At 62.6% G+C, this 24,373-nt stretch carries 19 protein-coding genes; 8 read left to right on the top strand and 11 right to left on the bottom strand.

Going from position 1 to position 24,373, the window contains the following annotated elements; translation table 11 throughout:
• Window positions 1–163 precede the first annotated feature (163 nt).
• Both FHT75_RS06840 and FHT75_RS06835 read right to left on the bottom strand, forming a co-directional pair.
• A complete protein-coding gene (locus FHT75_RS06840; RefSeq protein ID WP_063476446.1) occupies window positions 164–2,101 on the bottom strand; it encodes a methyl-accepting chemotaxis protein in 1,938 nt (645 codons plus the stop codon).
• Between the two features lie 218 nt (window positions 2,102–2,319).
• Complete coding sequence (locus FHT75_RS06835) at window positions 2,320–3,357, bottom strand: DUF4424 domain-containing protein (RefSeq protein WP_063476445.1); 1,038 nt, start codon at window positions 3,355–3,357, stop codon at window positions 2,320–2,322.
• Window positions 3,358–3,450: 93 nt separating this feature from the next.
• Between FHT75_RS06835 and FHT75_RS06830 the strand changes: the two genes are divergently transcribed.
• Genes FHT75_RS06830 through FHT75_RS06820 form a run of 3 tightly spaced genes read left to right on the top strand, consistent with a single transcriptional unit; the run spans window position 3,451 to window position 6,496 of the window.
• The gene (locus FHT75_RS06830) at window positions 3,451–4,236 is read left to right on the top strand and encodes a TlyA family RNA methyltransferase (RefSeq protein WP_245294609.1); all 786 of its coding nucleotides are present in this window, start codon (window positions 3,451–3,453) and stop codon (window positions 4,234–4,236) included.
• Complete coding sequence (locus tag FHT75_RS06825; protein WP_063476444.1) at window positions 4,233–5,483, top strand: class I SAM-dependent RNA methyltransferase; 1,251 nt, start codon at window positions 4,233–4,235, stop codon at window positions 5,481–5,483. Before FHT75_RS06830 ends, FHT75_RS06825 begins: the two co-directional genes overlap by 4 nt.
• Before the next feature lie 2 nt (window positions 5,484–5,485).
• Window positions 5,486–6,496, top strand: a complete 1,011-nt coding sequence (locus FHT75_RS06820) for an MBL fold metallo-hydrolase (protein ID WP_063476443.1) — start codon at window positions 5,486–5,488, stop codon at window positions 6,494–6,496.
• 20 nt (window positions 6,497–6,516) lie between these two features.
• Here the strand turns inward: FHT75_RS06820 and FHT75_RS06815 are convergent, their stop codons facing one another.
• Both FHT75_RS06815 and FHT75_RS06810 read right to left on the bottom strand, forming a co-directional pair.
• Window positions 6,517–7,272, bottom strand: coding sequence for a crotonase/enoyl-CoA hydratase family protein (locus tag FHT75_RS06815; protein ID WP_063476442.1), 756 nt, complete (start codon window positions 7,270–7,272; stop codon window positions 6,517–6,519).
• Window positions 7,273–7,281: 9 nt separating this feature from the next.
• Window positions 7,282–9,060 carry an acyl-CoA dehydrogenase gene (locus FHT75_RS06810; RefSeq protein WP_063476441.1) on the bottom strand — a complete coding sequence of 593 codons (1,779 nt, stop codon included), beginning with the start codon at window positions 9,058–9,060 and terminating at the stop codon, window positions 7,282–7,284.
• Between the two features lie 211 nt (window positions 9,061–9,271).
• Between FHT75_RS06810 and FHT75_RS06805 the strand changes: the two genes are divergently transcribed.
• A complete protein-coding gene (locus FHT75_RS06805) occupies window positions 9,272–10,267 on the top strand; it encodes a transporter (RefSeq protein WP_028757705.1) in 996 nt (331 codons plus the stop codon).
• Window positions 10,268–10,508: 241 nt separating this feature from the next.
• Here the strand turns inward: FHT75_RS06805 and FHT75_RS06800 are convergent, their stop codons facing one another.
• The gene (locus FHT75_RS06800) at window positions 10,509–10,979 is read right to left on the bottom strand and encodes a BA14K family protein (protein WP_183844718.1); all 471 of its coding nucleotides are present in this window, start codon (window positions 10,977–10,979) and stop codon (window positions 10,509–10,511) included.
• 146 nt (window positions 10,980–11,125) lie between these two features.
• Window positions 11,126–12,370 (bottom strand): aromatic ring-hydroxylating oxygenase subunit alpha, encoded by a 1,245-nt coding sequence (locus FHT75_RS06795; RefSeq protein ID WP_028756678.1) that lies wholly within the window; start codon window positions 12,368–12,370, stop codon window positions 11,126–11,128.
• 430 nt (window positions 12,371–12,800) lie between these two features.
• Here FHT75_RS06795 and FHT75_RS06790 point away from each other — a divergent pair, with 430 nt between their 5' ends.
• The 3 genes from FHT75_RS06790 (at window position 12,801) to FHT75_RS06780 (ending at window position 15,945) form a co-directional block, all read left to right on the top strand.
• On the top strand, window positions 12,801–13,409 hold the full coding sequence (locus tag FHT75_RS06790) for a DUF6656 family protein (RefSeq protein WP_063476440.1): 609 nt from the start codon (window positions 12,801–12,803) through the stop codon (window positions 13,407–13,409).
• A gap of 62 nt (window positions 13,410–13,471) precedes the next feature.
• Window positions 13,472–14,446 carry an L-threonylcarbamoyladenylate synthase gene (locus tag FHT75_RS06785; protein ID WP_063476439.1) on the top strand — a complete coding sequence of 325 codons (975 nt, stop codon included), beginning with the start codon at window positions 13,472–13,474 and terminating at the stop codon, window positions 14,444–14,446.
• A 62-nt stretch (window positions 14,447–14,508) separates the two neighbouring features.
• Window positions 14,509–15,945: an FAD-binding oxidoreductase gene (locus FHT75_RS06780; protein ID WP_028756681.1), complete on the top strand. Its 1,437-nt coding sequence runs from the start codon at window positions 14,509–14,511 to the stop codon at window positions 15,943–15,945.
• Between the two features lie 116 nt (window positions 15,946–16,061).
• Here the strand turns inward: FHT75_RS06780 and FHT75_RS06775 are convergent, their stop codons facing one another.
• On the bottom strand, window positions 16,062–19,391 hold the full coding sequence (locus FHT75_RS06775; protein WP_047613871.1) for a DUF1217 domain-containing protein: 3,330 nt from the start codon (window positions 19,389–19,391) through the stop codon (window positions 16,062–16,064).
• A 301-nt stretch (window positions 19,392–19,692) separates the two neighbouring features.
• Between FHT75_RS06775 and FHT75_RS06770 the strand changes: the two genes are divergently transcribed.
• The gene (locus tag FHT75_RS06770; RefSeq protein ID WP_028756683.1) at window positions 19,693–20,259 is read left to right on the top strand and encodes a DUF6101 family protein; all 567 of its coding nucleotides are present in this window, start codon (window positions 19,693–19,695) and stop codon (window positions 20,257–20,259) included.
• A gap of 95 nt (window positions 20,260–20,354) precedes the next feature.
• On the opposite strand, the gene ubiA is transcribed toward FHT75_RS06770, so the two are convergent.
• The 4 genes from ubiA to FHT75_RS06750 all read right to left on the bottom strand — a co-directional run bounded on the left by ubiA (window position 20,355) and on the right by FHT75_RS06750 (window position 24,304).
• Window positions 20,355–21,314, bottom strand: coding sequence for a 4-hydroxybenzoate octaprenyltransferase (gene ubiA / locus FHT75_RS06765; protein WP_097623001.1), 960 nt, complete (start codon window positions 21,312–21,314; stop codon window positions 20,355–20,357).
• A 159-nt stretch (window positions 21,315–21,473) separates the two neighbouring features.
• Entirely contained in the window at window positions 21,474–22,286 is an 813-nt protein-coding gene (locus FHT75_RS06760) for a MipA/OmpV family protein (RefSeq protein WP_097622958.1), read from the bottom strand.
• Window positions 22,287–22,398: 112 nt separating this feature from the next.
• A complete protein-coding gene (locus FHT75_RS06755; protein WP_028756695.1) occupies window positions 22,399–22,980 on the bottom strand; it encodes a histidine phosphatase family protein in 582 nt (193 codons plus the stop codon).
• A gap of 64 nt (window positions 22,981–23,044) precedes the next feature.
• Window positions 23,045–24,304 (bottom strand): SAM-dependent methyltransferase, encoded by a 1,260-nt coding sequence (locus FHT75_RS06750; RefSeq protein WP_028756694.1) that lies wholly within the window; start codon window positions 24,302–24,304, stop codon window positions 23,045–23,047.
• Between the last annotated feature and the right edge of the window lie 69 nt (window positions 24,305–24,373).

Here is a 24,373-nt window from a genome sequence, read left to right as displayed (position 1 = left end):
GGGCACCTTCTCCCCGAGGGGAGAAGAGGGAATCGAAACGTCGCCGCAAAACTCTTCTCCCCTCGGGGAGAAGGTGCCGCCAAGCAGGTCATCTCAATAGAAAAAGGCGGCGCATCACTGCAGCGCCCCTTTGTTCAACGTGCCTTTCCGAAGAAAGCGCTTCTCAGAACTCCGTCCACTCTTCCTGAACGGTAGCCGCGGCACTCGCCTGCCTGCCGCCGAAGGCCTTGGCGACGGTGCGGGTGAGAGCGTGGGCCGGAGAGGCGACCGGGCGGGCGTTTGCGCCGGCAACGGCTGCCCGCGGCGCCGGGGCTGCCTCGCCGAGCTTGAACTGGCGCAGCAGCTCGTCGAGGGCGTTTGCCTCCTGGGCGAGCGCATGGCTTGCCGCGGTCTGCTCCTCGACCATGGCGGCATTCTGCTGCGTGCCCTGGTCCATGTTGTTGACGGCGGTGTTGATCTCCTGCAGGCCGATCGACTGTTCGCGGGTGGCGGTGACGATGGCGTTGACGTGGTGGTTGATCTCCTGCACCTCGGAAACGATCGCTTCCAGCGCCTTGCCGGTCTCGCCGACGAGCGAGACGCCGGCGACGACCTGTTCGCCCGAGGTGGTGATCAAAGCCTTGATCTCCTTGGCGGCCTTGGCCGAACGCTGGGCGAGTTCGCGCACTTCCTGGGCGACGACGGCAAAGCCCTTGCCGGCATCGCCGGCGCGCGCTGCCTCGACGCCTGCGTTCAGAGCCAAGAGGTTGGTCTGGAAGGCGATGTCGTCAATGACGCCGATGATGTTGGAGATTTCGCCCGAGGACTTCTCGATCTGCTGCATGGCGGAGACCGCCTTGCGGACGACTTCACCGGATTTTTCGGCGCCGAGGCGGGTGCGCTCGACGAGATTGCCGACATCCTCGGCGCGCTTGGCGCTGTCGCGCACGGTCGTCGTCACTTCCTCAAGCGCTGCGGCGGTCTCTTCGACGGCGGCAGCCTGCTGCTCGGTGCGATGGGCGAGATCGTCGGCAGCCGAGCGGATTTCGCCGGCGCCGGCATTGATCGCCGAGGCGTTGCGGCCGACCGACTGCAGAGCGGCCTGCAGCTTTTCGACGGCCTGGTTGAAGTCATTGCGCAGGCTGTCATATTGCGCGGCGAACGGCGTCTGGATACGACCGGCCATATCGCCATTGGCAAGCTCGGCAAGGCCGCCCGCCAAAGCGTCGATGGCATGGCGAAGCTCGCCTTCCTCGCGCGCCTTCTGCTCGTCGTTTGCCCGGCGCTGGCGCTCGGCGTCATCGCGCATCCGGTCGGTCTCGCCGGCAAGGCGCAGCTTCTCGATGGCAGCCTGCTTGAACACCAGCACCGACTGGGCCATGCGGCCGATTTCGTCGCCGCGCTCAACCGCCGGAACCTCGATGTCGTTCTGGCCGCCGGCGAGGCGATCCATGGCCGCGGTCATGCCGACGACCGGGCGGACGATGGTGCGCGACATCAGCCAGGCGAGCACGGCAGCGGCCAGCGAGGCGAGGATGCCGCCGGCAAGCAGCGTCGTCTTCAGATCGCGGTTGGCATCAGCGCGGACCGCGGCGAGCGCATTCGACTTTTCACGGGCGCTGGCCTTGATCTTGGCGGAGGCCTGGCGGAAGCCGTCGAGCTGGCCCTTGGTGGCGTTGACGCCGATCTTGACGACCTCTTCGATCGGCATGTCGGTTTCCTTGCGCGCCTTGGTCTGCGGCTCGGCGAGTTCATGGAAATAGAGGTCGGCGGCCTTCTGCATGCCGTCGATCATCTCGACCAGCTGCGGCTCATCAGCCGCCGTCTGCTTGGCAGCGGCAATCGCCTTCAGCATGCGCTCGCGATTGGCGAAGACATCGCCATAGGTGCTGTCACTGCGGAAAAGGATGAAGCCGCGCAGATTGACGGCCTGTTCGAGCATCGCCTGCAGCGCATCGTCGATCTGGTTGACGAGCAGCTCGGACTTTTCCTGCTCGGCGGAAGCGGCCGCCGACGCCATCGCCTTGGAATAAACGAAAGCGGAAACGGCGACGAAGATGAGAATGAGGGCTGCGAACGTGGCCGCAAGCTTACCGTTCAAGGATATGTTTTTGGCGGACATCGGTGATTTCTCCTGACGACAGTCGACGCGGCGAAAGGCGGGTGGCGCGAAAAGCGCAACCGCAGGGACTTCTGAACCTGAGAACATGATTGGCGATAGGACGCCGGCGCCGTCATGGCACGAAACAGTTCGGACGAACCGCTGCAATCAAGCCAAACCTATGCGGACGGGCTTTAAATTTGTTTAAATTTGTGCGCTGCGGCGGTCGGGGCCGATGATTATTGTGCCGCCTCCGGCGGATTGAGGATCAGGATGTCGAAATCCTTCGCGGGATCGAAATCCTCAGCCGTCATCCGGAAGGTCGTCGGACCGATCTTCTGCACGTTGCTGCCGCAGAAGCTGATGAGGCTGGCGGGCTTGCCCTTGTCGATCGTCAGCTGGAAGCGCCGGATCGGCCCCGCCCAGTTGGCGCCGGTCGACAGCACATAGGAGATCCAGCTTTCGGTATAGTTCGCCCCTCCGGCCTCGGCTTCCCTGGCCCGCTGCTGGGCAACCCTGACGAAATCTCCGTCCAGACAGTATTTGCGGGAATATTCCTCGAAGCGTTCACCCTTCGGCTCGCCATTTTCGAGAAAGCTGATGGCGACGGTGCCGCCGACGGCCGGCTTGTAACGATGCTCGACGCTGACCTTCTTCTTCGCCGGAAAGGTGGTGCGCCACCAATAGGTCGAGCGCAGCGTCCAGAGCGGCATGAGATCGCCCCCGGCATCGCCCGCACCCACGGAATAGATCAGGCCGCGGGCGATCCAGTCCTTGCGGACGGCTTCGGGAAGCTTGGCGAGCGCCTCGGCGGTCTTCTGGCTGTAGGGCAGGACAGGAATGCCGTGTTTGGCGAACTCGTCGGTGACGTCGATGCCGAGCGAGACGACGCGCTGCTGCAGTTTGGCACTGATCGGCCTGCCATCCTGCACGGTGGAGAAATGCAGGAAATTATCGCTGTCATAATCCGAGATGGCGGAGATGTTGTCGATCTGGCCCGTGATGTCAGGCATCGGGAAGGCGACCAGGCTTTCGACATCCTTGTCGGAGCTGTTCTCGAAGACATAGTCGACCCGCACTTCCGAAGCGGAGATGAAAAGATCCTCTTGCGCCATGCTGACATCGTCGGATTGGGCGAAGATCAGCCCGCCGGTCTTGACCTCGGCCATCGTATCGTTCGCAAATGCGGGCGATGCTATCCCCGCCGCGACAAGCCCCGCAGCGATAGGCCCCACCGCGACAGGCCCCACGACAGGCAGAGTGAAGAGCTTCAGCATAAAACACCCCCGTGTCTGCGGCCCGCCCCGCGATCGCCGCGGCAGGATTATCGCCGAAAGCTTTTGAGGGTCAATGACGCACTTGGGAACAAAATGCTTGCAACCGGCGGCTTTGCCGGTCATTCACAGCCGATGTCCGATCAAAACAGTCAACGTCTCGACCAGCTTCTCGTCTCCCGCGGCCTTTTCGCCAGCCGCTCGCGCGCCCGCGACGCCGTCCAGCGCGGCACCGTCAGGATCGGCGGCCAGGTGGTAACCAAAGCCGGCGCGCTGTTCGGCGAGCATGCCGTCATCGAGATCGACGATCCGGCGCAGGACTATGTCTCGCGCGCCGCGCTGAAGCTTGCCGCCGCGCTCGATCATTTCCGGCTCGATCCCGCCGGTCATCACTGTCTCGATATCGGCGCTTCCACCGGCGGCTTCACCGAGGTGCTGCTGCAACGGGGCGCCGTCCATGTCACCGCGATCGATGTCGGCCATGGGCAGATGCATCCGCGCATATCAGGCGACCCGCGCGTGACCAGCAAGGAAGGCCTCAACGCCCGCAACCTGACGGCTGGGGATATCGGCCATCCCGCCACCTTCATCGTTTCCGACGTCTCCTTCATCTCGCTGAAGCTGGCGCTGGCGCCGGCGCTGGAGATCGCCGAGCCGGGTGCCATCGCCGTGCTGCTGGTCAAGCCGCAGTTCGAGGCCGGGCGCGAGGCGATCGGCAAGGGCGGACTGCTGAAGGATCCCGCCTCGGCGCCCGCCGTCGCGGCGGAACTGCAGCGCTGGTTCATCGAGGACATGGGCTGGAACAGCCTCGGCCTCATCCCCTCCCCGATTTCCGGCGGCGACGGCAATCAGGAATTCCTTCTGGCAGGATTGAAACCGTGAGCACCGAAACCGTCACGATCGAAAAGCTCGGCGCCCAGGGCGACGGCATCGCCAGCAATGCCGGCGGACCTGTCTATGTGCCCTTCTCCCTGCCCGGAGAAACGGTGGCGATCGCCCGCGTCAAGAGCCAGGGCACGATCATGTCGATCACCACGCCCTCGCCCGACCGGCAGGAGCCGCCCTGCCGGCATTTCGGCCCGGACGGCCTCAACGGCACCTGCGGCGGCTGCACGCTGCAGCACCTGGCAGATGCCCCCTACCGCGCCTTCAAGCGCCAGCTGGTCATCGACGCGCTGAAATCGAAAGGGCTGACACCCGAGGTCGGCGAGATCGTTCCGGCCCGCCCTGGCGAACGGCGGCGCGTGGTGTTTGCGGCACGCAAGACCGAGAAGGACATGCTGATCGGCTTCAACCAGGCCGAAAGCCATCATATCGTCGCGATCGAGGAGTGTCCGATCTCGTCGGCAGGGATCATCGCCCGGCTGCCGGCGATCAGGGCGATTGCCGCATCGCTGGCGACCAATGCCGAGCCCTTCCGGATCTCCGTGCTCGAAACGCTTTCCGGCCTCGATATCTCGGTCGACGAGGTGAAGAAACTTTCCGACCCGCAGCGGCGCAAGGCGGTCGAGACGGTGCTCAGCCTGCGCGGCATCGCCCGCGTTTCGCTGAATGGCGAAATCCTCATCGAGCCGTCGAAGCCGCTGTTCGATTTCGGCGGCATCCAGGTTTCGCCGCCGCCGGGCGGCTTCACCCAGGCGACGAAGCCGGCGGAACAGGCGATGGCGGAGCTGGTGCTCGCTCATGTCGGCAAGGCGAAACGGATCGCCGATCTGTTTGCCGGCGCCGGCACGTTTTCGCTGCAGCTGGCGCGGATCGGCCGCGTGCATGCCGTCGAAGCCGAGGCAAAGGCGCTCGCAGCCCTCGATCACGCCGCCCGCAATACGCAGGGGCTGAAGCCGGTCAGCGTCGAAAAGCGCGATCTCTTCCGCCGTCCCCTGATGACGCAGGAGTTCAAGCCCTTTGACGCCGTCGTCTTCGATCCGCCGCGCGCCGGCGCCGAGTTCCAGTGCAAGGAGCTTGCCCGCTCAGGCGTGAAGAAGATCGCGGCCGTCAGCTGCAATCCGCTGACGCTGGCGCGCGACCTCGCGATCCTCGTCGAGGGCGGCTACCGGATCACTGGCGTAACGCCGATCGACCAGTTCCTCTGGACCTCGCATGTCGAGGTGGTGGCGACACTGGAGAAATAGGCGTGCCTGTCGGAAAGACCAAAAGGCGCAACCCCTACTATAACGGCCCGGTGTCCGATCATTTCGACGGCGCGCATTTCTTCAATCCCGACGGCATCGAGCCCCTTGGTTTCCGCGATCTGCTGCGCTGGCAAGTCGGCGGTGGCCGTCAGCGTTGGCCGCAATCGGTCCCAAGTCCGTACCCGGCGGCCAAGCCGGATCCATGCGTGGACGGCGAGGATCTAAGGGTGACCATGGTTGGTCATGCAACACTGCTCGTGCAGGTCGCCGGGCTCAATATCCTCACCGACCCGGTGTGGTCGGAACGCGCAAGTCCCTTCGCTTTTGCTGGGCCCAAGCGCGTCGTCCCACCAGGCATCGCGTTCGATGATTTGCCGCCAATCGATCTCGTGCTGATATCGCACAATCACTATGATCATCTCGATATCGCAACGCTCAGGCGGTTGGGTGCGAAGCATCGGCCGCGTGTCGTGACGCCACTCGGCAATGACACGATCATTCGCCGTGCCGTGCCCGATATACAGACGACATCGATGGACTGGGGCGAGCGCATTTCCCATGCCGGAATAAACATTGATGCAGAGCCGGCACACCATTGGTCCGCGCGCGGAACCGCCGATCGCCGGATGGCACTCTGGGCGTCGTTCGTTTTGTCGACTCCAGCCGGAAAAATTTATCACGTCGGAGATACGGGCTTTCACCACGGCATCAATTACAAAGCGGCGCAGCGGAAACATGGCGGCTTTCGCTTGGCCATTTTACCCTTCGGCGCATATGAGCCGCGCTGGTTCATGAAAGGGCAGCACCAGAATCCGCAGGAGGCGGTGATCGGGATGAAGTTGGCAAATGCGGCCTATGTGGCCGGGCATCACTTCGCCACGTTCCAACTGACAAATGAATCGGTCGACGCGCCGGCAAGAGCGTTGCAAGACGCAATGAGCGAGCATGATATTCCCCCGGAACGGTTCCGGCCGCTCAGGGCCGGCGAGGTATTCAACGTGCCGGCTGCCTGAGAAACGATGTCAGGCGACGCTTAGCGGCGCATGAAGGCTTCGAAGGCCGCCCGGGCCTCGGCGCTTTTCAGCCGCGCGGAGAAATAGCGGGCCTCCTCGTCTATCCGGGCGATGATCTCGCCACGATCGCCGCGAATAAGATCGCGGGCGATGCGCAGCGCCTCCGGCGGCTTGGCCGCGAGTTTGGCAGCCAGGCCAAGCGTCAGTGAATCGACCTCGCCTGGCTCGACAACCTTCCAGACCAGACCGGCTTGCCTTGCCTCCTCGGCCGAAAATGCTTCGCCGGCGGCCAGCATGGCGAAGGCGCGCTGATGACCCATCAGCCGCGGCGCGACGAGGCTGGAACCGGCCTCCGGCACCAGCGCCAGATCGACGAAGGGCGTGCGGAACTGGCTGCGGCTGGAGGCGACGGTCAGGTCGCAATGGAGATGGATCGTCGTGCCGATGCCGACCGCCAGACCATCGACGCCGGAAACGACGGGTTTTTCGGCATTCACCAGTGCATAGAGGAAATCGAGGATCTCCTGCTCCAGGCCGCGGCCGCCCATTGCGGCAGCGAGAAAATCGTTCAGGTCGTTGCCGGCCGAGAAGCAGCCCTCGGTGCCGAGCAGGGCGGTGGCGCGGATGCCGGGATCGGCATTGGCCGCATTCAAAGCATCGGCCATGATGCGGTACATGGGGCGGGTGATGGCGTTCTTCTTTTCCGGCCGGTTGAAGCGGATGGACTGAACGCCGGGATAGGCGGAAGGCTGCTCGACGATGATGTGGTCGGTCATGGGGTCTCCTCAGGCAAGCAGGATGCGGGCAGCGGCAAGGCTTGCCGCGCCATTGACGACCCGGTCGCGAAGGGCTGCGGTCTCGGCGAGCAGGTTTTCGGCGGCGAAGCGGCAGAGCGCGATGCGGCCCTCACCTGCACCATCGGCGGCCTCGGCGAGAGCGCCCTTGGCAAGATAACAGCCGGTCAGCACGAGGCCGAAGAGGCGCTGATAGGGCGTCGCGCCCGAGAGCGCCTCGGCGGCCCTCTCCTCGGCAAGCGCCTTCATCAGCCAGGCGGTCGTCTGTTCGAGATCGACGATCGCGGCATCGAGCCTTACGGCAGTCTCGCCGAAACCATCGAGATTGGAGCCGCGGACGGTATCGGCGATCTGCTGAAGTTCGGCGACGAAGCCCTTCACCTGCTCGCCGCCGGAGAGCGGCAGCTTGCGGGTGACGAGGTCGATCGCCTGGATGCCGTTGGTGCCCTCATAGATCGGGGCGATGCGGGCATCGCGGAGATACCGCGCCGCGCCTGTCTCCTCGATGAAGCCCATGCCGCCATGGACCTGAATGCCGAGCGAGGCGACGTCGACGCCGGCATCGGTCGAAAAGGATTTGGCGATCGGCGTCAGCAAAGCGGCGCGCTCCTGCCAGTGGCGACGATCGTCACCGGCGCGATGGGACATGTCGATCGCGTGAGCGCAGGCATAGGAGATGGCGCGTGCCCCTTGGGTCAGCGCCTTCATGGTCAGAAGCATGCGGGCGACATCGGGATGGTCGACGATCGGGCTCATGCCGGCGCTGGTTGAACCCGGCGCCCTGCCCTGGGTGCGTTCCCTGGCATAGGCGACGGCCTTCTGGGTGGCGGCCTCCGAGATCGCCACGCCCTGCATGCCGACGGCAAGGCGGGCGTTGTTCATCATCGTGAACATGCAGGCCAGTCCCTTGTTCTCCTCGCCGACCAGCCATCCGACAGCGCCTTTTTCACTGCCGAATTTTCCGTCGCCATAGATCATCGTGCAGGTCGGCGAACCATGGATACCGAGCTTGTGCTCCAGCGAATGGCAGAAGAGATCGTTGCGGGGCCCAAGCGATCCGTCATCGTTGACCAGGAATTTCGGCACCAGGAAGAGCGAGATGCCGCGCGTGCCGGCCGGCGCGTCCGGCAACCGGGCCAGCACCAGATGGATGATGTTGTCGGCTGCGTCATGTTCGCCCCAGGTGATGAAGATCTTCTGACCGAACAGACGGTAGCTGCCGTCATCGCGGCGCTCGGCGCGGGCCTTCAGCACGCCGAGATCGGAGCCGGCATGCGGCTCGGTCAGGTTCATGGTGCCGGTCCATTCACCTGACACCATCTTCTCCAGATATTTGTCTTTCAGCGCAGCGCTGCCATGGGTGCTGACCGCCTCGATGGCGCCCATCGTCAGCGTCGGGGCGAGCGCAAAGGCCATGGAGCCGGAGTTCCACATTTCCAGCGCCGCGACATTCAGCATATGCGGCAACGCCTGGCCGCCAAACGCCTCGGGGGCGGTCAGTCCGTTCCAGCCGCCGGCGATCCAATTGCGATAGAGATCGCGCCAGCCATCCGGCAGCCGGACTTCGCCGCCCTCCAGACGGGCGCCCTGGCGGTCTCCGATGTCGGCGAGAGGCGCCACTTCCTCTGTGGCAAAACGTCCCGCCTCGGCCAGGATGGCGTCGACGAGATCCTCGCCGAGATCACCGAGCAGTCCTTGCGACATCGCCTCGCCCATGCCCGCTACGTGCTTCAACGTGAACGCGATTTCCTCGACGGGCGCCTTGTACATGCTCTTTTCCTCCGCAGACGGCCTCGCACCCCAGCAAAGCCCCTCCGAGGCAAGGGCTAATTGATTTTTACGTAAACGTCAATTTCGATTTCTTTGGCTGCCATGTGATAGTTTGCCTGAAGATGGCGCTTGGCTCTTGCACCCTTGCGCAAATGAACTTCATGAAGACACTTTAAAGAACGATATCGCCTTCGCAAAGGATCGGCGACCAATGGATACATTGCCCGTCACCATACCCGGTTTCGTCTGGGCCTATCGTTTCTCGCCCGACGAAAAGACCGCGGTGCGACTGAACAATAGTGCGACGGTGGCGGAACTGACCGCCGACAACTGTTTCTACTGGCTGCACCTCAACCTCGTCGACGCCCGGGTGCCGGCCTTGCTCGAAACCCTGGACGGGCTGACGGAGGATGCGAAATCGGCGCTGACGACGCGGGATACGCATGCGGCCATCACCGTCGACGAGCAGATGCTCTATGGCACGCTCGTCGATTGCCAGCGCGATTTCGCCCAGGACACCAACAATCTCGGCTGGCTGCATTTCGCCATGTCCGATCGCTTCATCATCACCACGCGGCTGCAGCCGCTGCGCAGCGTCGAACGGGCGCGGGCACTGATCGAGAAGAACCCGGGCAAATTTTCGCGGCCGGTCGATCTGTTCGAACTGCTGGTGATCGAATTCCAGCGCACGCTGATTACGATCGTCATCGAACTCACCGAAGAGCTGAACCAGATCGAGGATATCGTCTACGACAACGCGCCGCGCGACGAACGCCGGCGCCTGGCGCCTGTGCGGCGAACCGTGGTCAGGCTGCATCGGCATCTGCGCACGGTGCTGGCGCTGATGCGCCGGGCGGCGGCGGCCGACGACGACGAGATGCCCTTCGGCTTCGACGATGTGGCGCGGCGCCTGACCAGCCGGCTGGAAACGGTCGACCACGATATCTATGCGCTGCAGGACCGGGCGCGCCTGCTGCACGAAGAAATCGATTCGAAACAATCCTCCGAAACCAACCGCCACCTCTATCTGCTGTCGATCATGACGGCCTTCCTGCTACCGCCGACCCTGGTGACCGGTTTCTTCGGCATGAACACCGCCAACCTGCCCTTCGCCGTCGGCGACTACGGCACCGAATACGCCGTCGCCCTCATTGTCGCGTCCATTGCGTTTGCCTGGTGGCTGCTGCGGCGGGTGGATATTCTTTGAGGCGGAAGCGTTTGGCGTAACTGGCGGGGGAAGCTTGGGTTCGCTATCCATCACACGTCGCGGAACTTGCCACAGAGCTCGCCCCACCCTCCGTCATCCTCGGGCCTGACCCGAGGATGACGGAGGGTGGGGGAACGCTCCAGCCAAACTCGCCGCCGATGCAGCGAATGGCGCGGTGTTACGACTACCACATCACACCGCATTGACACGGAGCGATCGGAAGCGCGGCGCGCTTCCTGCCTCAATACGGCGAATAGCACTGCTGGCGCGGGCCGTTATAGGGCTGGAACGTATTGTCGTAGGCGCGATAGGACCTATAGCGGTTGGCGCACCAGGCGACATGGCTTGAACCCATGCGGGGCGCGGGCTCGGCGTAACGCGGCTGGGCGACGATGGCGCCGCCGATGACTGCGCCGGCGCCGAAGGCGGCGAGCGGATACCAGTAGCCGTTATAGTGGCGATAGCCCGGGCGATAATAGGAATATCCGCGATAGCCGCCGTAGTAGCCGGGCCGGTAATAGGCGCCGGGGCGATAGCCGGGCCGGTAATAATCGCGGCGATAATAACGGCGGTACTGGACGTCCTCGACCGCCGAGGATTTTTCCACCTGCGGAGCGGTCGGCATCTGGATGGCCTGCGACGGCGCAAAGCCCGTCAGAACGACGGCGGCGGCCAGAACTGCGGTTGCAATCTTGTTTCTCAGCCCGATCATTGTTTTCTCCCATTCAACAGCGAGCACCGCCTGCCTAGCAACGCTTTTGCCCCTGAATGGTTCCAAAAGCCGCCGGGACCGGCAGCTTCCTTTTAGAGAATCCGAACTGAACCGGAGATTAACCGCCCGGCTCAGCCAGTGTGCGTTCAGGCAACGGCCGAGATTTTCGCCTGGTCGCCCTGCAGACGGTTCACCATGAAGTTCGAATACCATTCGAGGAACTGCATGACGCCGCCTTCATGCAGGGACGAATAGGGGCCGGGCTCATAGGCGGGCGAGTGAATGCCGAAGGCGTTTTCCTCGACGATCCGGCGATCCTGGTCGTTGGTCTCGGTCCAGACGTGGGTCAGTTCCTCGAGATTGTAATCCACGCCTTCGACGGCGTCCTTGTGGACGAGCCACTTGGTCGTCACCGCCGTCTCGTTGGCGCTGAGCGGCAGCACGCGGAACGAGATGGCGTGGTCACCCAGCAGGTGGTTCCAGGTCGTCGGGTAGTGGAAGAGCAGCATGGTGCCGATATGGCTGATCGAGATATCGTCGGCGAGCGGGCGCTTGACGGCGCGCTTGCCCGACATGGTGTAGCTTTCGGCATCTTCGATCAGCGGCATGCGGGCGGTGCGGAACTGGCCGTCCGGCGAAATCTGGAACTTGCTCGGCAGGCCGGCAGCCTCGCAGCGCGCCCAATGGCCGGCGATCTCCGGATCGTCGGCGCCGCCATCCGTGCCGGTGACACTCGGGGCTTCGGGATAGGTGCGGCAGAGTTCGGGATGATTGGCGGCGCAGTGATAGCACTCGCGGTTGTTTTCCCAGACGAGCTTCCAGTTGCCCTTCTCGATGATCGTGCTCTGGAAGGCGACCTTGCTCTCGCTGATCCGGTGCGGCGCGACATAGGGTTCGATCTTGTCGCGCACCGGCTGGAAATCCGGGGCGGTGTTGGCAAGGCAGATGAAGACATAGCCTGCGACGACTTCGCAATGGACGGGTTTCAGATTGAAGCCGGTCTTGTCGAAATCATCGCCCATGTGGCGGGCGAAGGCGAGCTTGCCTTCGAGATCATAGGTCCACTGATGGTAGGGGCAGACGAGCCGCACGGAGGAGCCGTGCTCCTTGGTGCAGACGCGCGAGCCGCGATGGCGACAGCTGTTGTGGAAGGCGCGGATGACATTGTCTTTGCCGCGGACGATGACGACGGGATAGCTGCCGATCTGGACGGTGAAATAGGCGCCCGGCTTCGGCAGTTCGCAATCATGGCCGATGAACAGCCAGTCGCGATAATAGATCATCTCCATGTCAAGCTGGAAATAATCCTCGTCTATGTAGAACGGCTGTTCGAGGCTGAAGCCCTCACGGCGGCTCTTGAGCTGACGCAAAACGTTGCTGCGAATATCCATCTTCATGTCCTCGTGCACCCGGTTGCCACCCTCGAACAGAGGGCTGGCGGAAGCGCGCCCGCTTCCTTCTCCTTCGGGAGAATTGTTCATGGCGCCATTTAATCACCGAGCATGGTTGCCGCTTGGTTGTAATGCGACATCGGCTTCGAAATTGACGACAGGATGCGGCAAGGCTTGAAGCGGCTCATCCCGGTCGATCACATCGCCCGACTCTCATCGTCCGACTCTCCGGGCAATTATCCTCAATTGCGACATGGCGTAAAGAGCCGTCACGCAAGAGGTCGGCTGCCTGACATCGATCGCCGTCGCGTTTGCGACATCTGCCGGCGCCTGCCGGTCAGCCGGCCGGCCACCGGGTCATTTTTAACATCGCCTTAAGCATACCGTCCTATCCTTCTAACGATTACCGACCGACCGAAGAACGCGAACCATGGCCAAACTCCGTTATTTCGACGCGAAAGATGCGAGCAGATCGCAGGAGCCGCAGCTGATTGCCGCGCATTCCGAATTCCTGCGCACCGGCCGCATCCCCCGCGACCGGCGCCACTGGCTGGCAGAGGAAAAGCGCTATCTCACCCACGATGAGGTCGCCGCAAAGACCGCGCGCAAGCTGCAGGTTGCCGGCGAGAAGACGCATCAGCACATCAACGGCTTTCACCACTCGATCCAGTTTCCGAAGATGATCTTCCACCGGACGCTGGAGGACAGCCCGCATCTCGGCTATTGCCACGTCACCGCCTCGCGGACAAAATTCGCCCATTACGAGGACGTGAGCTGGGCTTTCTACATCGCCAATTTCTATTCCGACATCGGCGAGAACGACAATTTCTTCGAGCGCATCGATGTCGGCTATTCCCGCATGTATTTCGCCGTCGCCATCAAACCGGGCGAGAACTCCATGGAAAAGATGACCATCGACCGGTCGGTGCGCGGCAACGGCTTGCTCTTCCGCACCCATGATCCGCAGGCGGCGATCCGCAACATCCTCCTGCTCGGCGCCCGCAACGAACAGCTGCGCGAAATCATCCGGCAGCTATAAGGCGATTGATCGCCGCCGACGGAAAGCCTAATGACTGCCGGGGCTAATTTATCGGGCAGGACATGGCGCGCATAATCGACATAAAGGCAGACAGGCAGGCAGCGATCGAAGCGGCCTCAGCCGCTCTTGCCGACGGCTTTGCCATCGCCATCCCGACCGAGACCGTCTACGGCCTTGCAGCCGACGCCACCAATCCTGTCGCCATCACCCGCATCTACGAGACAAAGGGACGGCCGCGTTTCAACCCGCTGATCTGCCATATGGCCGATCTGGCGATGGCCGAAGAACATGCCGAATTCGACCCGCTCTCGCGGGCACTCGCTGCGGCCTTCTGGCCCGGGCCGCTGACGCTGGTGCTGCCGCTGAAGCCTGATAGTCCGATCCATTCGCTGGCGACCGCCGGGCTCGACAGCGTCGGCGTCCGTGTGCCGGAAGGGTTTGCCGGCGCGTTGATCGCCGCCGTCGGACGGCCGCTCGCAGCCCCCAGCGCCAATACATCGGGCGGGATCAGCGCCACGAGTGCCGCCCATGTCGACGCCGATCTCGGCGCGCGGATCCCGTTGATCCTCGATGCGGGCCCAAGTGCCGTCGGCGTCGAATCGACGATCGTCAAGGCAGAGGGCGGCCGGCTGCGGCTGCTTCGCCCGGGTGGACTGGCGGCGCGCGAGATCGAGCGCGTCGCGGGCCAGCCGCTGCTGCGTGCGAAAACGGCCTCGGCGGCAATCGAGGCGCCAGGCATGCTCGCCTCGCATTACGCGCCGGGCGCTTCCGTGCGCCTCAATGCGACGACGGTGGAACCCGGCGAAGCGCTGATCGCCTTCGGCAGCGCGGCGGTCTCCGGCGCCAACGGCGCGCGGATCGTCCTCGACCTCAGCCCGCGCGGCGATCTCGCCGAGGCGGCGGCCAATCTTTTCGACTACATGAAGCGGGCCGATGCCAGCGGGGCATCGAGCATCGCCTTTTCGCCGATTCCCGAAGAGGGGCTCGGCGAAGCGATCAACGACCGCCTGCAGCGGGCAGCCGCACCCCGCGACTGAAAGACCTGGATTGGCCCGGACGACCGCTTTGCGGTCGCCTTGAGAATGGAGGATCGAGCCCGATGAGCAGTCCCAGCATTTCCACCGAACTGCTCGACCGCTTCGTCGCCATCGTCGGCGAAAAATACGCGCTTCGCGGCGAGGCCGACCTGGCGCCGCATCTGATCGAAAACCGCGGGCTCTATCGCGGCTCCTCCCCTCTCCTCCTGAAGCCCGGCTCGGTCGAGGAAGTCTCTGATATCATGAAGCTTGCGACCGCGACCGGAACGGCGATCGTGCCGCAGACCGGCAATACCGGCCTCGTCGGCGGCCAGACGCCGCGTGCCGGCAAGTGCGATATCATCCTGTCGCTCGAGCGCATGAACAGGATCCGCGATGTCGATCCGGTGGCGAATGTGCTGGTGGCCGATGGCGGCGCCATCCTGGCCGAGGTGCAGAAGGCAGCCGAGGCGCATGGGCGGCTGTTTCCGCTGTCGCTCGGCTCCGAGGGCTCCTGCCGCATCGGCGGCAATCTATCCACCAATGCCGGCGGCACGGCCGTGCTTGCCTATGGCAATATGCGCCAGCTCTGCCTCGGCCTCGAAGTGGTGCTGCCAACCGGCGAAATCTGGGACGGGTTGCGCCGCCTGAAGAAGGACAATACCGGCTACGATCTGCGCGACCTCTTCATCGGCGCCGAAGGCACGCTCGGCATCATCACCGGCGCGGTGCTGAAGCTCTTCCCGCAGCCACTCGGCCATCAGGTGGCGTTCGCCGGCCTGAATTCGGTCGAGGATGCGCTTGCCCTCTTCAACCTGGCCTCCAGCCTCTGCGGCACCTCGCTCACCGGTTTCGAGCTGATGCCGCGTTTCGGCGTCGAGATCACCACGCGCCATATCGATGGCGTGCGCGATCCGCTGGATGCCGCTTATCCCTGGTACGTGCTGATCGACATTTCGACCTCGGACTCGACCGAGACGGCGGAGCGGATGATGAACGGCGTGCTGGAACAGGGGTTTGGGGCCGGGCTGGTGCTGGATGCCGCAATCGCCGCCTCCGTGGCGCAGCAGAAGGCGATCTGGCACATGCGCGAGAGCATGTCGGATGCCCAGAAGCCGGAAGGCGGGTCGATCAAGCACGATGTCTCCGTGCCGGTGTCGAGGATCCCGCATTTCATGGCCGAGGCCGCAGAAGCAGTGATGGCGGCGATGCCGGGCGCCCGTATCTGCGCCTTCGGCCATATGGGCGACGGCAATATCCATTACAATATTTCCCAGCCGGTCGGCGCCGACAAGGCCGCCTTCATCGCCCGCTGGCGCGAAATGAACCATATCGTGCATGGGCTGGTGCTTGCCCATGGCGGCTCGATCTCGGCCGAGCACGGCATCGGTCAGCTGAAGCGCGACGAACTGGCGGCAATCCGCCCAGTGATCGAAATCGAGCTGATGCGCCGCATCAAGCGCGCCTTCGACCCCGCCAATATCATGAACCCGGACAAGGTCGTCAGCCTCGAGCCGTGAGGTCGACGAGACCGGCCCCCATCCGGCTGCCGCCATCGACCGGGGTCGGCCCCGGTAAGGTTAGGGTGAGGGGCGGCCATTGCGCCACTGCCCGCTTTCCTGAAATTACCTTAGATTTACTGCGTGCCGCCGCCGGTCAGGATCTGCAGTGCCGGCGACTGCTGGGTGGCGTTCTGGACGTCGTACATCGCGGTGAACCGCCGCAGCAGCTTGTCGACCTTCTTCGGATCCTGGAGATCCTCGAGCTTGACGAAGCGGTTGATGAGATCGGCCTGCTTGGTTACGTCCATGCCCGAAATCTGCGACGGCAGGCTGTAGGCCGTGGTGATGACCTGATAGAGCGCCTTGTCGCCGAGGATCGAATAGATCGAGGTGATGCTTGGGGCCTTGCGGCTGAAATAGAGCGCCAGGCGAACGCCGTCGTTGGATTCGCCCTCCTGGGTTTCCATCGTCTGCTGGACATAGAGCTCCTGGGTGTGCTCCTCGGCCGCCTTGTTCTGGATGGTGCCCATCTTGGCACGGGTCAGATTGCCGTCCTTGTCGAAGTTGAAGGCGGCGACGATGTCCTTGAAACGGGCATCGGCGGTGGCGTTGAGATAGCTCTTCTTGTCGTCGGGATCGGAGGTGAAGATCTTCTTCAGCGTCGCCTTGTCGTAATCCTTCGGGTCAAGATTGTTCGCTTTCAGCACCAGGTCGGTCAGGCGGCTGTCGTCGAGGAAATCGTCGAGCGACTTCACCTTCGCCATGCCCTTGGCGAAATAGTCGACCTCAGCCGTCGCGTCCTTCGCCGCCTTGTCCTTCACCGGACCGTCCTTCATCAGCATGGTGATATGCGATCTGTAGTCGGTGGCGTATTTGGCCATGGTCGCGTCGGGCAGTGCCTGGAAGGGGGATGCCGCCTTGCCGTCGGGGCCGAAGTTGAAGGCGCGGGCAAGGTTGGTGATGCGTTCATCCTTGAGCGAGGCGACATAGCCATTCGGGTCGTAGGCATCGCTCGTCAGGATCTTGCGCATCATCGAGCGCGAGACCTCCTGGTCGGTCAGACCGAAGGCCTGCAGCGCCACATGGAAGAGATCCGGCAGATTGTCGTTGCCCTTGCTGAAATCGGCCGACGAATTGCTGCGCAGGAAATCATTGACGCTGGTGACGTCGGAGAAATTCAGCAGGCTGCTGCTGTCGGCCATAAGCTTCTGGTAGTTGGATAGGACCTCGTCGATCGCCTCGTCGCGTTCGTCATCGTAGCGCGCCGCATAATTGTCGTTGGTGGTCTGCGCCTGATCGGCGGTCTGGGCCGAGGTGGCGACAGGAAGCGATCCGTCGGCGGCGAAATTGAAGTCGGCATTGAGATCGGCATGGCCGGCTGCGGCAGCGGCCGTCGCATCGGTCAGGATGCTCTTCAGATCGGCGTCCGAAATATTGAACGGCAGATTGTAGGTGCTCTTCAGGAAATTGGTAATGGCGCTGTCGGCAAGCAGCTCATCGACATTGCTGATCGTCGACATCCTGGCGGAATAATCATCCGTGCGCGCCGAGGCGGCAAATTTCGTGCTGCTGATCTGGGACGCCGTCTGCGCAGCCATGCCGTCCTCGAGCGTGCCGTCCGCCTTGAAATTGAAGGCGGCGGCAACGTCGGCATAGGTGCCGGTGCCGCTCTGATCGGTCAGGATAGCGCGAAGAGCGACATCGTTGACCGTCGACGGGATGCCGTAGGCGTTGCGCACGAAATTGTTCAGCTTCTGGTCGGTCAGCAACTGGTCGACGTTCGAGATGCCGGCGATGGTCGACTGGTAGTAGACTGCCGCATTGTCGGCCTTGCTGGTGGTGCTGGCGCTTTGCGTCGCCGTCTGCGAGGCGTAAAGGGTCGCGATCGAACCGTCCGATTTGAAATTGAAGAGGTCGTGAACGTCGCTGTAGCCCTGGGCGCTGGCAGCCGTACGGTCGACGAGGAAAGTCCTCAACGTCGCGTCGGAGACGCTGTCTGCGATCTGCATGCTGTTTCTGAGATAGCTGACCGAAACCGCATCCGACATGATGTCGTCGACATTGGTGACGCTGCCGATCATGCTGTTGAAGTGCGCTGCATTCGCCGCCGACTTGTCGGTGGTCGATTTCCGCTGCGCCGCAGTCTGGATCACGGAACCGTTGATTGAGCCGTCCGCCTGGAAGTTGAAGTCGGCATTGAGATCGGCATGGCCCTGGGCCGCGGCATAGGTGGAATCGGTCAGGATGTTCTTCAGGTCGGCATTGCTGAAACTCGTGCCGAGACCGTAGGCATCCTTGATGTAGCGCGCCAGCACACTATCGGCCAGCAGGGCGTCGACATTGGTGATGCTGCTCGACTGCGATGTGACGGAATAATAGTTGGTCGTGCTCGATGCGGCCGCCTTCAGATTGTTTGACTGATCGACCGACTGGACGCGCGCCGTGCTCGAGGCCGACCCGTCAGCCTTGAAGTTGAAAGCATTGTAGACATTGGTAAAGCCCATCAGCTGTGCATAACTGGGATCGGTCAGCACCGTGCGCAGCGCGGCCGCGGTGAAGTCGGCGCCCATGCTGTAGGCCGTCGTGATGTAGGAAGTCAGGCGCTTGTCGGCGACCAGATCGTCGACATTGGTGATCGTGCCGATCTTCGCCGTGTAATAGGCCTTGTTGTAGTCCGCCGCCGTCTGACCGACGTAATAGACGTCCGAGCCGACCGAATTGTCGATGATGACGGATTGGGAATTCAGGGTGTAGGACTCGATGACCGAAGCTTTTTGCGCGGCGGTCTGCGCCGTGCCGTTGACGGTGCCGTCGGCATTGAAGCTGAACTGGGCGGCAAGCGCCTTGTACTTGTCGCCGCCTTGGGTGTTGACGACGCTCGTGGGGTCGCTGAGATCGCTCGTCAGCACCTGCCGCAGAAAAGTCGTCGACGCGTAGGTCGGATCGATGTTGAAGGTCTTCAGCACATAGGTGCGCAGCCGGGTGTTGTTAACAAGGTCGTCGACGCTCTGCACGCTATCGATATTGTTGCTGTAATAGGTACTCTCGGCGGCCGCGGCCTTGTCGGCATCGATGAAGGACTGCTTGTAGAGGCCGATCAGGTCGTCTTCCTGTGCGTCCGTCTGCACATCCTTGGCCGGCGCGTTGAAATTGAAGGCGGCGGCGAACTCGCGGTAACGCGTATCGGAAAGCTTGTTGGCGTAGCTGTCGGGGTCGGTGAGATCGCTTTCGAGCACCTTCTTCATGAAGGCCTTGGCATAGGTCATGTCCTCGAGACCATAGGCCTTCATCGCATAGCTGTAGAGCTTGTAGTCGCCGAGGAAGTCGTCGACGTTTTCGACCTTGTTGATATGGTCGGCGTAGTACTGAGCATCCTTCTTGACCGTCGCCTGCGACGCAACCTTGTTGAGGCTGGACGTCATATCCCGCGACAGGATCGTATATGCGAGGGAAGCCGAGATCATGAAAAGCGCCCTTTTCACCCAAAATTTCTAAAAGAACGACGAACTGCTGGTGAGCACATTTTGCCATGGAAAGCTTACCTGAGGCTTACCTCTGGATGCATCGTTTCAGGACATCGCACCGTTCACCTTCCGGAAACCTTGCCGGATTCGGTTTTGATAACCATCAGAGGAGGCAAAGTTTTCTTAACCGCAATTTTTAAGCTGTACGGAAGGGCGGGTGCCTATTGTCGGCCATAGAGGACGAAAAGTCCCAAGGAGAAGACCGGAAATCGGCTCTCAGGTAAGACAAGGGTAGAATGAAATGAACAATCCCGTTATGAAGCCCGCTTGGGCTGGCACGACGTTACGCCTCGATCCGTCCCGCTTTCCCCAACAGGTCAGCTATGCCATCCATGATTGTTCGGATGACGTCAGTATCACGATAGACGAACGCGGCGCGGTCCTGCGCAAGGTCCTGCCCTCCAGCGGCCTGCCGCTCTCGATTGCGCTGCCAAAGCGCGTCTTCCAGGGTGTCGCCGCCCGCGCCATCGACCATGGCGACGGCGAAGTCACCGTGACGCTCGAGCTTCACCACGCCGATCCGGAGCTCTGCATTCCGCTGCTCGTCGCCCATGATCTCAGCGACATCGCCGCCGACTGGCGCAACTGGTCCGAAGCCTTCCGCATCCCGATGCTGATGGTCGAAGCCGATGGCGTCGCCCGTCCGCTCGAAGAGCATATCGGCGCCTTGCGCACCAGCGACATCAAGCCACGCCGCCGTCATTCCTACTTCGCCAATCGCCGCCCGCGCTTCCTCGTGCGCCGCACCACCGGCCGGCTGGGTGTCGCCATGAAGATCGAAGGTAAGGAAATCATCGCCCGCAACTGAACAAAAAAGCGACAGTTCCATTCGCAAACGTCGCTTCGGAACCATTTTGAAACCCGGCGCCCGCGCCGGGTTTATCGTTTCATGCATCGTCCCATTCAGGGAATGGCGAACAGCAGCGAGACGAAGAGGCCGAAGAAGATGATCAGGCCGACGCGGTTGTTCGATTTGAAGAGCGCCAGGCATTGGGCGGCATCATCGATATCGAGCCGGACGATCTGCCAGGCGAACATGCCGGCGGCGCCGAGCAGAGCCAGAAACGCGATGAGATTGGCGTCGGCGAGCGCGAAAGCAATGAACATCAGCACCAACGTCAGTCCATAAAGGCCGATCAGCCATTGCCGCGTCCTGTCGCCGAACAGCCGCGCGGTGGAGCGGACGCCGATCAGCTCGTCATCCTCCTTGTCCTGATGCGCATAGATCGTGTCGTAACCGATCGTCCAGGCGACGGAGGCGGCATAAAGCAGGACGGCAGCGAAGGAGAGGCCGCCTGATATGCCGGCCCAGCCCATCAATGCGCCCCAGGAGAAGGCAAGTCCCAGGTAGAATTGCGGCCAGTCGGTGAAGCGCTTGGCGAAGGGATAAAGCGCCACAATGCCAAGCGAGAGCACGCCGAGGAAAACGGTAAACCAGTTGAACTGCAAGAGCACGAAGAGGCCGACCAGCGCCTGCAGGCCGATGAAGATCTTCGCCCGGCGGCGGGTGACGCGGCCGGAGGGGAGCGGACGCGACCGCGTGCGCGCCACTTCCATGTCGATCTCGTGGTCGACGAGATCATTATAGGTGCAGCCGGCGCCGCGCATGGCGACCGCGCCGATGAAATAGAGGAACAAGTGCGACACCAGTACGCTGCCGGAATAGTTCCCCTCGCCGATTGCCGCATTGGCGGCAAGGGTCGCCGACCAGAAGCACGGCCACATCAAGAGCTGCCAGCCGATCGGGCGATCCCAGCGCGCGAGCTGCGCATAGGGCCAGAGCCATGGCGGTAGGATCCGGTAGACCCAGTTATCGGAAGGTGCGTCGGAAACGCGGTCGTTGAAGTCGCCAGTATCGTGCATGCCGCTCATCTAGCGGCGGGCCGCCGATCCGGTCAAGAAGCGATCATTGCCCTGCTCTTCGCCATTCCCTCGACCGGAATCGATCCCGGGATGAAATTATACGCCAATTCAAAGCGTTACGGTGTCCTTGCGCGTCTGAACGACGCGCAGCGCCGTCAATCACTGCAGCGAGAAATTGAACTTGTAGGTCGCCGAAACGCCGATCAGCAGCTGGTTCTTCGAGCCGCGCTCACGCACGAGGCTGCTGTCGGCGGCGGGACCGGCCAGCCGCTTATATTCGAGGAAGGAACTTGCCTGGAGGTTTTCCGTCGCCTTCCAGGTGAGCGCCGTGCCTGCGCCATAGGACTGGATGCCCGACGAGGGCTTATAAGGATCAAGCCCGCTTGCCGCCGCCTGCTTGGCGTTGACGCCGTAATAGGCGTCGTAATAGCCGCTGGTGGCGAAGGTTGCGCGCGGGCCGCCCGATAGCTGCAGGTCGGGCGCGATATCGGTGAAGGCATCGACGGCGAGATCGGCGACGACGCCGTCATGCGCGCGAATGCCCTGGCGGACTTCGGCGCGGGCGCGCAGGAAATCGGTCGGGTAGACTTCTAGGAAACCGCCGGCTTCCGCCCCCCATTTGACCTTCTTCATGCCCTTCAGCTCGTTGCCGTCGCCGTCATCGCGCGACGGGACGAACCTGCCGACGATACCGGCGCGGAAGGCGCCCTTGTCGATGAGGGCGAAGGAAGGATTGTCGTTGCGCGAGGAAAAGCGCGGCCCGGCGCCTTGGCGGCCGACCGAGATCAGCGGGCTGAACTTGAATTCATTGTGCGACGAGCCTTCGAATTTCGGCGCGGAGAAGCCGGCAACGCCGACGCTCAGATACCAGTCGCCGGACCAGAAGTGCTGGCCGCTTTCCTGCGCGGCTGCCGAACCAAAAGAAAAAAGGGCAATGGCCAAAGAGATCGATACGACTGATCGATGAAACACGTCCGCACTCCAGAAAACGCAAAACAAAAGCCGCGGAGGGCGGCGCTCATTCCATTTATCCGGATCTCGTTACCCCAATGTTGACCACGGCAACGAGGGAGGCGATCGTACACTAGCGCTGGTTCCAGCGGCGGATGACCGGTTCCGTCAGGTCGTGCTCATAACCGAGCACGCTGATGCTGGTCGTATCGAGAGAGAAATACGCCCCACCTTCCGGCGGCAGGCCGAGCCAGCGGGCGGCGAGCACGCGCAGGAAATGCGAGCTCGAGAAGATCAGGATGGTGCTTGCCGCTTCGCGAAGCGCATGGATGACGGCGTCTGCGCGGGCGCCGACATCGGCGGCGAATTCGCCATTCGGGCAACCATCGCGAAACAGTTGCCAGCCGGGGCGGTCGGCAAGGATCGCCTTGGTCGTGATGCCTTCATAGGCGCCGTAGTCCCATTCGGCGAGTTCCTCCTTGATCACCGCGCCCGAGCCGAATCCGGCGAGCATGCAGGTCTTGCGGGCCCGCGCGGACGGGCTCGACCAGACTGCGGAGAAGGAGAGGCCCGCCAGCCGGCCGGCGAGTTTGCGGGCAGCCTCCTCGCCATTCGCCGTCAGGGGAATATCGCTGCGTCCGGTATGGCGCCCGGACAGGCTCCATTCGGTTTCACCGTGGCGGACCAGGTAGATCTCGGGAAACGCACTGCTCATCCGCACGTCCTTTCATGATAGCCGGTCCCTCGACGAAGGTCCTGCGGGCCTCGGCACTTCGGGATCAGAACGCCACCTTCTCAAGCGGCGCACGCCTCGCCTCGAATTCCTTCAGCTTGGCCTCGTTGCGCGCGATGTAACTGCGGTTGTCGGGAACGGCGAACTGGTTCTTGGCGAGCTGGATCTGCAGAATGAAGAGCTCGTCCCAGCGGAAACCCATTTCGGAACCCGCCAGGTAGAATTCCCACATGCGGAAGAACTGCTCGTCGTAAAGCGCCACCGCTTCGGCCTTGCGCGCCACGAAACGCTCGCGCCAATGGCGCAGCGTATAGGCATAATGCATCGGCAGGATTTCGATATCCTTGACCAGCAGCCCGGCCTTTTCGAGCGGCGGCACCACCTCGCCGACCGAAGGGATGTAGCCGCCCGGGAAGATATATTTCTCGATGAAGGCATTGGTGCCGAAGCTCGGCTTCGGGCGGGCGATCGAATGCAGCACCATGACGCCGTTATCGTCGAGGAGATCTGATACCTTGCGGAAGAAATTGCCGTAATTGCCGATGCCGACATGTTCGAACATGCCGACCGAGACGATGCGGTCGAACTTCCTGCCCGTCATGGTGCGGTAGTCCTGCAGCTCGAAACGCACGCGATCGGAAAGACCGCGCTTTTCGGCGCGGGCGCGCGAGACCTTGAGCTGTTCTTCGCTCAGCGTAATGCCGGTGAAATCGGCGCCTTCGGTCGCCTCGGTCAGATACATGCCCATGCCGCCCCAGCCGGAGCCGATCTCCAGGATGCGCTGGTTCGGTTCAAGCAGAAGCTTGGCGGCGATATGGCGTTTCTTGGCGAGTTGCGCCTCGTCGAGACCGATGCCCGGCGGCTCGAAATAAGCGCAGGAATATTGCCAGTCCTCGTCGAGGAAAAGATCGAAGAGCTTGGCCGACAGGTCGTAGTGATGGGCGACGTTGTGCTTGTTGCGATTGACCGGCACGCGGCTCTTCAGCTGCTGCCAGGCGATGCGGCCGAGGAGCAGTGCCGCCATCTTGAAATCGAAGATTTCGTTGGTGGTGTTCTGTTTCACCAGCGACAGGAAATCGTAGATGTTGCCCTGTTCGAGAATGAACCGGCCTTGCATGTACATTTCGCCGAGCTTCATGGTCGGGTCGCGCCGGATGGCGTCCTCGGCCTCCTGATCGGCAAGGCGGGCGACAACGGTTTCACCCGTGCCGTCGCCGATAGTGTGGGTCTCGCCATTGGCAAGGGTAAGCTTCAATGAACCCTTGCGGATGATTTGCTGGACGATCGAAAGGAAAGCCGACGCCATGGACGCCTCGCAAATGTGACAGGATGGTCACATCAACTTAGTAGCTCTCATTCGCCTTACAAGCGCCGG

Source organism: Rhizobium sp. BK112 (assembly GCF_014193215.1).
GTDB lineage: Bacteria > Pseudomonadota > Alphaproteobacteria > Rhizobiales > Rhizobiaceae > Rhizobium > Rhizobium anhuiense.
The sequence above is the reverse complement of the archived record's forward strand: the minus strand, read 5'-3'. Positions and strand labels throughout refer to the sequence as shown.